General features: G+C 60.8%; 12 protein-coding genes and 1 pseudogene. 5 read left to right on the forward strand and 8 right to left on the reverse strand.

What is annotated here, in order from left to right:
* The 7 genes and pseudogenes from BP858_RS04540 to BP858_RS04570 all read right to left on the reverse strand — a co-directional run.
* Positions 1-233 (reverse strand): annotated as a pseudogene (locus BP858_RS04540) (4-demethylwyosine synthase TYW1); the annotation flags it as partial.
* The gene (gene argS, locus BP858_RS04545; RefSeq protein ID WP_286878959.1) at positions 214-1878 is read right to left on the reverse strand and encodes an arginine--tRNA ligase; all 1665 of its coding nucleotides are present in this window, start codon (positions 1876-1878) and stop codon (positions 214-216) included. The gene argS and the pseudogene BP858_RS04540, both read right to left, overlap by 20 nt.
* Positions 1878-3149 carry a peptide chain release factor aRF-1 gene (prf1, locus tag BP858_RS04550; RefSeq protein ID WP_281768645.1) on the reverse strand — a complete coding sequence of 424 codons (1272 nt, stop codon included), beginning with the start codon at positions 3147-3149 and terminating at the stop codon, positions 1878-1880. The genes argS and prf1 overlap by 1 nt, the downstream gene beginning before the upstream one ends.
* Positions 3150-3284: 135 nt before the next feature.
* Positions 3285-3779 carry an NUDIX hydrolase gene (locus BP858_RS04555; protein WP_062263781.1) on the reverse strand — a complete coding sequence of 165 codons (495 nt, stop codon included), beginning with the start codon at positions 3777-3779 and terminating at the stop codon, positions 3285-3287.
* A gap of 2 nt (positions 3780-3781) precedes the next feature.
* Positions 3782-4447, reverse strand: coding sequence for a 7-cyano-7-deazaguanine synthase QueC (queC, locus tag BP858_RS04560; protein ID WP_074174830.1), 666 nt, complete (start codon positions 4445-4447; stop codon positions 3782-3784).
* A complete protein-coding gene (locus BP858_RS04565; RefSeq protein ID WP_286878960.1) occupies positions 4448-5056 on the reverse strand; it encodes a 7-carboxy-7-deazaguanine synthase QueE in 609 nt (202 codons plus the stop codon).
* Positions 5043-5456: a 6-carboxytetrahydropterin synthase gene (locus tag BP858_RS04570; protein ID WP_062263791.1), complete on the reverse strand. Its 414-nt coding sequence runs from the start codon at positions 5454-5456 to the stop codon at positions 5043-5045. The genes BP858_RS04565 and BP858_RS04570 overlap by 14 nt, the downstream gene beginning before the upstream one ends.
* A 173-nt stretch (positions 5457-5629) precedes the next feature.
* Between BP858_RS04570 and BP858_RS04575 the strand changes: the two genes are divergently transcribed.
* The 3 genes from BP858_RS04575 to BP858_RS04585 are packed head-to-tail and all read left to right on the forward strand — an operon-like array spanning position 5630 to position 8881.
* A complete protein-coding gene (locus tag BP858_RS04575) occupies positions 5630-6058 on the forward strand; it encodes a 30S ribosomal protein S12 (protein ID WP_062263796.1) in 429 nt (142 codons plus the stop codon).
* A gap of 5 nt (positions 6059-6063) precedes the next feature.
* Positions 6064-6663 (forward strand): 30S ribosomal protein S7, encoded by a 600-nt coding sequence (locus BP858_RS04580; protein WP_062263799.1) that lies wholly within the window; start codon positions 6064-6066, stop codon positions 6661-6663.
* A 25-nt stretch (positions 6664-6688) separates the two neighbouring features.
* Positions 6689-8881, forward strand: coding sequence for an elongation factor EF-2 (locus tag BP858_RS04585; protein WP_062263802.1), 2193 nt, complete (start codon positions 6689-6691; stop codon positions 8879-8881).
* A gap of 427 nt (positions 8882-9308) precedes the next feature.
* Here the strand turns inward: BP858_RS04585 and BP858_RS04590 are convergent, their stop codons facing one another.
* The gene (locus BP858_RS04590; RefSeq protein ID WP_157203672.1) at positions 9309-9863 is read right to left on the reverse strand and encodes a hypothetical protein; all 555 of its coding nucleotides are present in this window, start codon (positions 9861-9863) and stop codon (positions 9309-9311) included.
* Positions 9864-9988: 125 nt separating this feature from the next.
* Between BP858_RS04590 and BP858_RS04595 the strand changes: the two genes are divergently transcribed.
* Both BP858_RS04595 and ppcA read left to right on the forward strand, forming a co-directional pair.
* A complete protein-coding gene (locus BP858_RS04595; RefSeq protein ID WP_286878962.1) occupies positions 9989-10723 on the forward strand; it encodes an MBL fold metallo-hydrolase in 735 nt (244 codons plus the stop codon).
* Between the two features lie 145 nt (positions 10724-10868).
* Positions 10869-11952: phosphoenolpyruvate carboxylase (gene ppcA / locus BP858_RS04600; RefSeq protein ID WP_286878963.1), on the forward strand; the 1084-nt coding region annotated here is incomplete at its 3' end.

The raw sequence follows: 11952 nt of genomic DNA on the forward strand, positions 1-11952 counted from the left end.
ACCTCGTGCTCGAACGACCGCCAGCAGAAGAGGCACTGCTGGTTGCACCGGAGGGTCGGGGTCATCTGGACGCAGCGGTGACTCTCGATCCCGTAGAACTGCGCCTTGTAGCACATCTCCCCGCCCTTGAGCGCCCGCTTGTTCCACATGCAGGGTTTGACGGCCGCCGACGAGGAGGGGCTAACGAACTGGTAGCCCTGCCTCCGGAGGGCCTTACATGCTTCTGAGTGCATCGATTCCGAGCGTCTCCAGAGACTCCTGTAAGGTGTTCCTGACCGCATCCACGAGCGCGAGGCGGCTGTTCCTGGTCTCGCCCTCACTCTTCAGCACCGGGTCGTAGTGGTAGAAGGCGTTGAAGAGGTCGGCGAGCTCGCGGGCGAAAGCGGCGAGGTGGTGCGGGCGGAGTTCCGCCACGGTCTGCTCGATGACGACGGGGAACTTCGCGAGGTGCCGGACGAGCGCGACCTCGTGTTCGGTCTCGTAGTGATATGCCCGCTCGAACTCCCCGGCCTTCTCAAGGATGCTGCAGGCGCGGGCGTGGGCATACTGGATGTAGGGGCCGCTCTGCCGCTCGAAGTTCAGCGCCTCCTTCCAGTCAAAGACCGTGCTCTTCTCGGGGGAGACCCTCACGATGTCGTAGCGGATGGCAGCGATGGCGACCGACTCTGCAATGGCGCGCCGCTCCTCCTCCGGGAGCTCGGGGCGCCGGACGGTCACCTCCTCAAACGCCTTTGCGGTCACCTCCTCGACCAGGTCGTCGGCGGAGACGAACTTGCCCGCCCGGGTGCTCATGGAACCCTCGGGGAGGGAGACAAACTCAAAGTAGACGATCTCTGGCGGCTGCTCACCGAGGAGTTCGAGAGTGGCCTGAAGCTGGGCGCCGATCAGTTTGTGGTCAGCCCCGAGCACGTCGATCATCCGGTCGGCATTGCGCCCCTTCCAGGTATGGTAGGCGAGATCCCGGGTGCTGTAGACCGATGTGCCGTCGCTCCGCCGGAGGATGTACTTCTTCTCAAAACCCTGCTCCGAGAGGTCGACCCAGAGGGTCTCGTCCTCGTGGGCCTGCGGCAGTCGCCTGACCTGTTCAATGACCCGGTCCACGTCCCCGATCCTGACAAAATCGCTCTCCCAGACGAACCGGTCATGGTGGGCGTTTAAGGCTGCGAGAGTCGCCTTGATCCCCTCCACACAGAGGGAGACGGCCGCCCGGAACTTGCCGGCGGTCTCGGGGTCGCCGCGCTCCACCTCCTGCATGAGAAGATCGATCTCCTCGGTGATATCCGGGTTCTCCCGGATCTCCCGGTTCGCCGCGACATAGACCCGCGCGACGTAGTGATCTTCCTTCTCGCCCTCCTCACGGGCGATGCCGAGGTGATCGAGTCCCCAGGCGACGATGGCAACCTGGCGGCCCATATCGTTTAGGTAATACTGCACCTCAAGCGGACACCCGGCCTTCCGGAACGCCCGGGAAAGGGAGTCGCCGATGACGGTGTTTCGGATGTGGCCGACGTGGAGGGGGCCGTTCGGGTTCGCGCTGGTGTGCTCGAGCACCACCCGCTCTGAACGGCCGGGGAGTTTCCCGTAGCCGGGCTCGAGGGCTTCCCTGACCGCCTCAGCGAGGAGCGAGGGACCGAACCTGAAGTTGACGTAGGGGCCTGCCGCCTCGACCTGGATATCGCCGAGGTCAGGGTCGGCCGCAAGTCTCTCCGCGATATCGCCGGCGATCTTTGCCGGAGCCCTCTTCTGCTTCTTTGCAAGTTTAAACGCTACCGTCGAGGCGAGATCTGCGTGATCCCCACCCGTCGTGAGGAGGACATCCTCTTCACCGGTGCATGCCCGGAGCATGCGCTCAATCTGGTGGTATTTCTCCTGAAACATCAGTATCCGGTCCTGTAACGAAGGATTGCTGCTATCCCGCCGAACGCGTTGTAGAGCATCGATCCTTCCTCGAAGTCGTCTGAGATGATCTTGACCGTTGTGCTGCTCTGGTCCGCAAGCGCGGTCAGTTCGTCGATGATATCGGTCTCTTCGACCACATAGAGCGACGCCCCGTCGTTTGGACAGGTGCCGAAGTCGAGGTCCCTGATGTGCTTGCCCGGCTCGATGATGATCGTCCTCTCCTCGGTGTAGTCATTGTTCGGGCAGGCGAGTCTCAGCCGGGCCCTCCGGAGTTTCTCAGAGAGGATGAGGGTATCGACGGCGCCGATCTCCAGGTTCTTCCGGACGCTCTCCTCACCATAGGAGGCCGCACCGTCATCCTTGACCAGTTCCTGGAGGAACCGGTTCATCACGTTCTTCTCCTTGATGATATCAAGGTCTTTGAGGGCATCCGCCGCATTTTCGACGAGCTCGGCAAGCCCGGTCTCGTTCGTATAGGCGACGTCGAAGAGCCCGATGATCCGCTTCTGGAGTTCGTGGTGGAGGTAGGCGCCTGCCTCGAACTCCTCCTTGGTCGGGGTCGGGCCGCCGATCAGCACGCCCTTGAACCGTTCGAAGAAGTCCTTCTCTGCAAGGAAGATGTCGCTCGCCCGGTCGCCGACCTTCTTGTAGAATTCGTTGATGGCAATCAACCGCAGTCGCTGGAAACGGACGCTTGACTGACCACCTTTTCGCTGCTTGCCGGGGACCATCGAGGTGACGCCGCTGATAGGTTCGATCCGGTTGCCGCGCAGGAAACCGATGTAGGCCTCCCTTCGATCGATGACGATCAGCCCGTAGACCTCCTTCTCACCGAGCATCTCCTGCAGGGGCTCAAGCTCGAAGGTCGAGCTGCACCGGTAGATATAGGTGTTGAGCGGCTCGGGGGGCTCGATGATCTCGCACTCGAGACTGGTGCGGTCGCCGCCGGCGTTGATCGTGCCGCAGAAGACCGCCATGCCGTTCTCCGGCGGGCGCTTATAGTATTTGAGGCGGGCGAGGATTGAGGATATGGCACTCTGGACGTTTGTCCGGGTCTGTTTGCTCTTGATATTGGCACACTGCCCGAACTCGTCACGGAGCTGGGCGGTAACGTCGTATATCTGCTTATCAGGGGGTATATAGAGTGTGATCAGCTCGGTACCGCTCCCTTCCTTCTCCGCAAGCCTCTCAAGCATCTTTTTAAATTCGTAGCGCTTTCGCGCGGTATCCATCTCTTGCGTCTCTTCCATTTGAACGTTCACCAAGCCAGCTGAATGATATTCATGTATCGGAGCTACTATGTGTTTCTCCGGAGAGGGCATAAATCTGCGCACATTCGCCGATCCCTTTAACCCCCGCTCCGGGCCGGGCGCCCCGCGCCCCCCTCACTGCAGGCAGCGGCAGATGAGGCAGATCGTCTTTGCATCAACGATCCTTTCGTCAGCGATCATCGCTGCAAGGTCCGCAACCGGGACGCGGACGACCTCAATAACCTCGTCGTCGTCCATGCAGTAGTCGGAGCATGGCGAGAGCCCCCGGGCGAGATAGAGCCAGATCCGCTCGTCGGTGTAGCCGGGGGATGAGTATATCCAGCCCTTCGGGACGAAGGTCTCCGCCTTCATCCCGGTCTCCTCGATCAGCTCCCGGTAGGCGGTCTCGTGCGGCTCCTCGCCCTCGTCGATGGTTCCCGCCGGTGCTTCGAGGATGTAGTCGTCGATGGCGAACCGGTACTGCCTGATGAGGTAGCAGTCATCCCCCTCGACCGGGAGGATGGCGACCGCCCCGCCGGGGTGGACGACCACCCGCTCCTTCTTCTTCCCGTCAGGGAGGGTAACCTCTGTCTTCTCGACGGTAAGTCTTCCGGCGCTGCAGATCTTCATGATCATTCCTCGTACTCGATCGGGTCGGGCACCCCCGCCGCGCGGAACGCCTCCCGGCGGTAGTGGCAGGAGGAGCAGACCCCGCACGCCCGGTCGTTGTTCTGGTAACATGACCAGGTATGTTCGTAGGGGACACCGAGCGCAAGCCCTACCTTGAGGATCTCAGCCTTTGTCATCCTGACAAAGGGTGTCATGAGGGTGATCCGGGGGTCTGCCGCCGTGCCGAGATCGACCACCCGCTGGAAGGCTTCGATGAACTCAGGCCGGCAGTCGGGATATCCCGGGTAGTCCCCGGTCTGGACACCAATGAAGACCGCCTCCGCCCGGCGGGCTTCCGCAAGGCTGGTCGCGATGGCAAGCAGGTTGGCGTTCCGGAACGGGACGTAGGTGCTCGGTACTGCTTCCTGCTTGCCGGTATACTCCTCGATCGGGATCGCGGTATCAGTCAGGCTCGATGCCCCGATCTTCTTGAAGTGCTCTAGGCTGATCTCGACGAAATCCACGGCATCAAGCATCCGGGCGATGGTTTGGGCGCACGCCCGCTCCTTCACCTCAGTCCGCTGGCCGTAGGTGAAGTGGAGCGCGATGATATCGTAGCCCATATCCTTTGCGACATAGGCGAGCGTGGAGGAATCCATGCCGCCCGAGAGGAGACAGACCGCTTTCAGTCATTTCACCCCCAGGATTTTGTGGAGTTGTACCTGGAACCTTACCGGGAGGTCTTCCTTGACGATATACTCCGCGATGGCGCGGTAGTCGGCCCCCTCAACCGGCGATATGAAGGCCTCGCCCCGGATCTCATAGTGGGACATCACCGCCCGGGCGTAGAGGAGGTCGTTTTCGTCCGCAACCACGAACTTGACCGAGTCGCGGGGTGTGATGTGACGAAGGAGTGCCAGATTGCTCTTCTCCCCCGACGAGGGACACTTGACGTCCATGCAGATGGAGGCGTAGGCCTGCATCTCCCGGAAATCCAGGGTGCCATTCGTCTCTATCTCGACGTTGTAGCCGTGAATATCAAACTTCCTGAGGAGTTCGAGGACCTCCTCCGCCCAGAGGAGCGGCTCCCCGCCGGTGATGCAGATATGTTTCCCGTTCTGCAGCCAGATCAGGTCGAGGATCTGCGCAACACTCATCTCCTCCCCGCCTTCCCGGGCGTAGGGGGTATCGCACCAGGCGCACCTGAGGTTGCAGCCTGCAAGCCTGATGAAGGTGCAGGGCCGGCCCTGGTTCTTCCCCTCGCCCTGGAGACTCCGAAATATCTCACTGACGATCATATGTGCGCTCTGCGTAACAGGACGTCGACTCCCAGACCCGGATCTTTGCCACGCGGGCATCGAGCCCCTGCCGCGCCGCTTCGGCATTGATCATATCGGCAATCTGCGCGGCGATGAGTTCGCTTGTCGGGTCGCCGGGTGTGGTGACGACCGGGTGGAATGCCTCGATGCTCGCCGCCATGGGGTCGTCAGCGTTGAGGATCACCTGGTGGTCGAACCGACCGACGACCTCCTTTATACAGTTGTAGTCGAGAACGATCCCGGTACGCTCGTCAGCCGTCCCCTCGATCCAGACCTCCACCCGCCACTGGTGGCCGTGCAGCCGGAAACACTTCCCCCGATAGTGGATCAGGCGATGGGTCGCCTCGAAAAAAACCTCCTTGTATATCCGGGTTATCATCCATGAAGGTTGCCCGTCTGGATATAATATTATATCATCTCCCGATCAAATACCTAGAGCGAAAGATCGGCGCGCAAGCGGGTTCCACAATATATAAATCTGTAACGCGCGTTGTTTTATAGCACACCAGGAGTTGCTCCTATCCACAAATTCAATTGATACGAGGGTATTCGATGGGAAATGGTAAATTTGCAGCCAGAAAACAGAAGCGCGACGCTAAGGCACGCAGGTGGCGTGACCCAGTTTACGCCAGGCGCCAGCTCGGGCTTGATGTAAAATCCGACCCCCTTGAGGGAGCACCGCAGGCACGCGGGATTGTTCTTGAGAAGGTGGGTGTTGAAGCAAAGCAGCCGAACTCTGCGATCCGTAAGTGTGTCCGGGTTCAGCTGATCAAGAACGGCCGTCAGGTGACCGCGTTCGCCGTGGGCGACGGTGCCATCAACTTCATCGATGAGCACGACGAGGTCGAGATTGAGGGAATCGGCGGCAGACTGGGCCGGTCGATGGGTGATATCCCCGGCGTCCGGTTTGTCGTAACCAAGGTAAACAACGTCAGTCTCAACGAGATGGTCATCGGGCGGAAGGAGAAGCCGCGGAGGTGAGGAGAATGACAGAAGCAGAAGCAGTAGAGGCAGAAACCGGGAACCAGAAACTCCTCTTCAACCGCTGGGACATGAGCGAGGTGGAGATCCGGGACCCAAGCCTTGTCCGGTATGTGAACCTGCACGCGATGATCGTGCCGCACTCCTGCGGCAAGCTCGCCGGCCAGCAGTTCAATAAGAGCAACATGCTGATCGTCGAACGCCTGATCAACAAACTGATGCAGACCGAGAGGAATACCGGCAAGAAGGAACTCGCCATCCGCATCGTCAAGGACGCGTTTGAGATCATCAACAAAAAGACCGGGAAGAACCCGATCCAGGTGCTGGTGGACGCTGTTGAGAACACCGGCCCCCGCGAGGAGACCGTCCGGCTGAAGTATGGTGGTATCAACGTCCCGAAGTCGGTCGATACCGCGCCCCAGCGTCGTGTCGACATCGCCCTGCGGTTCATCACCGACGGTGTTTTACAGGCGAGCCACAAGAAGAAGAAGAGCGTGAGCGAGGCACTCGCCGAAGAGCTGATCGCAGCCGCCAACGGAGATACCCGCTCCTACGCCGTCTCGAAGAAAGAAGAGAGAGAACGTATCGCAAAGGCTGCCCGTTAATACTCCCTTATTTTTTTGGTGTTCTATGACCAGACGAAAGAAGATGGTAGAGCGGGTGACGGACCTGATGGACAAGCCGGACCATATCCGGAACATCGGTATCGTCGCCCACATTGATCACGGAAAGACAACCCTTTCAGACAACCTGCTCGCAGGGGCAGGCATGATCAGCGAGGAGCTCGCCGGCAGGCAGCTCTTCATGGACTCGGATGAGGAAGAACAGGCGCGCGGCATCACCATCGATGCAAGCAACGTCTCTATGGTCCACGAGTACGGTGGCGAGGAGTACCTGATCAACATGATCGATACCCCCGGCCACGTGGACTTTGGCGGTGACGTGACCCGTGCCATGCGTGCGGTGGACGGCGCTGTCGTTGTGGTGGACGCGGTCGAAGGCACCATGCCCCAGACGGAGACGGTGCTTCGCCAGGCGCTCAAGGAGGGCGTCCGCCCGGTTCTCTTCATCAACAAGGTTGACCGGCTGATCAACGAGCTGAAGGTGGACGAGCAGGAGATGCAGATCCGCCTCGCAAGAGTGATCGATAAGGTCAACAAGTTGATCAAGGGCATGAACGAGAAGATGTACAACGCGGGCTGGAAACTGGATGCCGCGAAGGGCACGGTGTCCTTCGGTTCCGCGCTCTACAACTGGGCCGTCTCTGTCCCCTATATGAAGAAGAGCGGGGTCTCGTTCAAGGATGTCTTTGACAAGTGCAACGCCGGCGACATGAAGTGGCTCGCGAAGAACAGCCCCCTGCATGCCGTGCTCCTCGACATGGTGGTCAAGCACCTGCCTGACCCTCTCGATGCCCAGAAGCGGCGTGTCGGGATCATCTGGCACGGTGATAACGATGCCCCCGAGGGCAAGGCCATGCTCGCCTGCGACCCGAACGGGCCTATCTGCATGATGGTCACCGACATATCGTTTGACCCGCACGCAGGCGAGGTCGCCACCGGACGAGTCTTCTCAGGAACACTCCGCCGGGGCACCGAGTGCTACATCATGGGCGCCGCCAAGCGCTCGAACCGTCTTGCACAGGTCGGAATCTTCATGGGTGCCGAGCGGATTGAGGTGGACGAACTGGCCGCCGGCAACATCGCTGCCGTTACGGGCTTAAAGGACGCTATCGTCGGTTCGACCGTCTCGACGCTCCAGGACATGACGCCCTTCGAGTCGCTGAAGCACTACTCCGAGCCGGTCATGACCGTCGCCGTCGAGGCGAAGAGCATGAAGGACCTCCCGAAACTCGTCGAGGTTCTCCGCCAGGTAGCAAAAGAAGACCCGACGGTCCAGGTCTCGATCAACGAGGAGACCGGCGAGCACCTGATCAGCGGTATGGGCGAGCTTCACCTCGAGATCATCACCGGTCGTATTAAGCGCGACAAGGGTGTCGAGATCATCACCTCCCCACCGATCGTCGTCTACCGTGAGACGGTCACGGGCGGGGCTGGCCCGGTCGAAGGGAAGTCCCCGAACCGCCACAACCGGTTCTACATCGAACTTGAGCCGATGGACCCGGCGGTCGTAAAGCTGATCCAGGAAGGCGAGGTCTCGATGACCCAGCAGGCAGTGGAACGGCGTGATATCCTCATCGAAGCCGGTATGGATAAGGACGAGGCCAAGAACGTCAGGGCGATCGAGGGCACCAATATGTTCCTCGACATGACGAAGGGTATCCAGTACCTCAACGAGACGATGGAACTGGTCCTCGACGGCTGGCGCGAAGCGCTGCGCGGCGGTCCGCTCGCCGACGAACTGGTCCAGAACCTCAAGGTGCGGCTTGTGGATGTGAAACTCCACGAGGACGCTATCCACCGCGGTCCTGCCCAGGTCATCCCGGCGGTCAGGAGCGCCGTCAAGGCCGGTATTCTGATGGCCGGGGACTCGCTCCTTGAGCCTATCCAGAAGATCCAGATCACGGTCCCGAGCGAGCAGATGGGCGCGGCGACCTCACAGATCCAGGGCCGGCGCGGTCAGGTCTTCGATATGCTGAGCGAAGGCGACACGATGACGATCGTCGGCAGGGCACCGGTCGCCGAACTCTTCGGGTTTGCCGGAGATGTCCGGTCCGCCACCGAGGGCCGCGCGATGTGGAGCACCGAGTTCGCCGGGTTCGAACTGGTTCCCTCCGGCATCGTGGATGATGTGGTCAGGAGTATCCGCCGGCGCAAGGGCTTGAAGGAACAGCTCCCGCGGCCGGAAGATTACCTATCGTAACCCCAAATCGAATACCCTCAATTTTTCTTTTTCCCGGGAACGGGGAGTATCCCGGCAGGTGGTTTTTCATTCGTGCAGCACGAGGCCTAGCCTCATGTGGGTTTGCCGGGAAAAATCCGCTGTTCCATCGCGTTCGGGAAACAGTTTCCTTTTGCGGGGAGGGGGCGGGCCCCTATAAAGCGCCAACTTCAGGTATGAGGGGTCAAGAGAATAACGCGTGATTCAAAAAAATATAGCATAAACTTCAAGCTCTCTTGAAGCCCGGTGCCGGTTCTGGTGTTCGTCGCCGCCCACGATGAGGTGGGTGGCGGACTCGGATAGTTCCCCGGGGCGCGAGACCGGGGAAAGGTGTTTTCCATGCGTGGCTTTGCGAAGTCCGTGGGTATTGACGATCCCCCTCACCCGTAAACTAAAGTAACTTGGTGCGTTACCGTCTTCCCGCTGCCAGGAAAAGCCCGCAGAGACCGATCGCCGCGACCGCGATCAGCCCGGGGAGCGGTGCCCGTGTCTGCGTCGGGGTTGCCTCTGTCGTGACACCCGGTGTCCCGGTCTCAGTGGGGGTCTCTGTGGCTGTGACGGTCTCGATCGGCGTTGGCGTAGCTGCCGGAGCGGGAGAGAATATGATGCTGTGCTCCAGGAGACCGTCTTTCTCGCTGTACGCGAAATAACGGCCGTATTTACCGCCGAGGGCCTGGTCACTGATCTTGAAGTAGCCGTCGTTTGGCACACCGATGACTCGTTCTATCTTTTTTGCACGGTTGTCGTCCTTGTAGCGCCTGAGTTCAGTGACCGGATTGAACGTATCGGGGTTGCGGAGATTGACGAGGTCAAGGACAAGCAGTTCACTCCCCACCTCGATCGTCTCGCCGGGCTGTACCACCCGCGGACCCGCTCCTTCCGCGGATACCGGGGCAATGAGCGCCAGGATGAGGACCGTCAGGCAAATGAGGAGATACCGCGGTATCGTTCTCTCATACATCATAGTTTCACCCTTGTTTTCCACGACATATATGCGTATTGAAACGCCGCCGGAAGCGCTCACCGCACAAATTCCCATCCAGACCGAATCATTGATGTGGCGCGGGGGCATCTCACGGTCGGGATGGTATGACGACCTTCAACCAGGGTATGCAGGGTCTCGCCGGGAACGGGCAGGCGGTCCGGGCCCCGGCACAAAAACTGGAAAGCGCTGCCGCCCGCTACCTGCCGGCGGTCATCCCTGTGCCGCTCACCCTGACCACCGCATTCATCGTCAGGGACCGGGGCGTGCTCCTGGTCGACACCGGCAACCCCGGGGATGGGGCAGCCATCCTGACCGCGATGAGGCGGGAGGGTATCGGGCCTGACGACGTCACCCTGATCCTCATCACGCACGCCCATCCCGACCACTACGGGAGCGCCGACGCGCTCCGGGACCTGACCGGCGCACCGGTCGCTATTCATTCGGCCGACGCCGGAACCATGCGCCTGGGGTTTGACGGGCTTCCCTTTCCCACCGGCATCATCCCGCGCCTGATCGGGTTTGCAACAGGCAGGATGACCGTCCTCGATTCGGGCGGCGTTGAGCCCGATATCATCATCGAGGGCACCGCCGACCTTGCGGCCTTCGGGATCAGGGGGTCCGTTATCCCCACGCCGGGGCATACCCCCGGCTCGGTCTCGATCCTTGTCGCCGGCGGCACCGCCATCGTCGGCGACCTTCTCGTTGCCCTGCTCCGGGGTGGGAGGCCGCGAATGTCCTTCCGGGCTGAAGACCCCGCGACGGCGCGGAGGAGTCTTGGTACACTCCTCACCTTCGGGCCGGAACGCATCTACGCGGCGCACGGGGGGCCCTGGTCATGAACAGAGGTCCGGAGACGGTTCGATGAGGGGTGGTGACCGGACCGGAGGGCTTTTCCTGTCAACCGTAAAAAAATATTGGGTTTACAAGAGGGGATAGCCCCCACATGATGGAGTACAGAAGTCCATGCTACGGATACCGCAGTGTATGAGCACCCAGCACCCTGACAACGTCAACCTGCCGTTCTTTGCCGAGAGCCCGGAACTCGGCGGTGAAGACGAGGTCCAGGAGGCGTACTACGCCTATTCCCACCTGGGGTGCACCGAACAGATGTGGGACTGTGAGGGAAAAGAGGTCGACAACTTTGTGGTCAGGAAACTCCTCTCCCGGTACGATACGTTCTTCCGGGAGAAGAGACTCGGCCGGGACGTCTTCCTGACGCTCCGGGTCCCAAACCCCGAGGTTGAGACGGCCGAGGCAAAGATACTCCTCGAGACGCTTGAGAGCATCCCGCGGTCGTTCGACACGGCGTGCCTCTTCTACGGGGACGAGTGTCCCCCGATATTCGAGGTCATCCTCCCGATGACGGCATCCCACACTGCCATTGATAACATCTACCGCTATTATACCGATATCGTCGTCGGGAAGCAGGAGAGAAGTCTCGGTGAAGGCGGCATGACCATCGCAGACTGGATCGGGAGGTTCCGGCCGGACCGGATCAACGTCATCCCACTCTTTGAAGAGATGGACCATATGCTGGATGCGCACAACGCGGTCAGGCGCTACCTCGAAGGGAAGGATATCACCCACCAGCGCGTCTTTCTCGCCCGGTCGGACCCGGCGATGAACTACGGGATCGTCAGCGCGGTTCTCCTGAATAAGATCGCGCTCCAGCACCTCCAGGAGGTCTCGGAGGAGACGGGGACGGGGATATACCCAATCATCGGCGTGGGTTCGGCGCCGTTTCGGGGCGGCCTCTCACCCCAGACCGTCGACCAGGTCACCGCCGAGTACCCGAGCGTCCACACGTTCACTGTCCAGTCGGCGTTTAAGTATGACCACCCGCTCGAAGAGGTCCAGAACGCGGTCCGGAGACTGGAGGAGCGGAGGCCCGGTCGACCCCGACCCGTCGACGAGGCGGCGGCGCTCGACCTGATTGAGAGGTATACACGGGCATACGAGCGACGGCTCGGGCCGCTTGCCCCCCTGATCAACCGGGTTGCCCGCTACGTTCCTGAGCGGCGGAAGCGGAAACTGCATATCGGTCTCTTCGGGTATGCCCGGAGCACCG

Source organism: Methanoculleus sp. UBA413 (genome assembly GCF_002502935.1).
Lineage (GTDB): Archaea > Halobacteriota > Methanomicrobia > Methanomicrobiales > Methanoculleaceae > Methanoculleus > Methanoculleus bourgensis.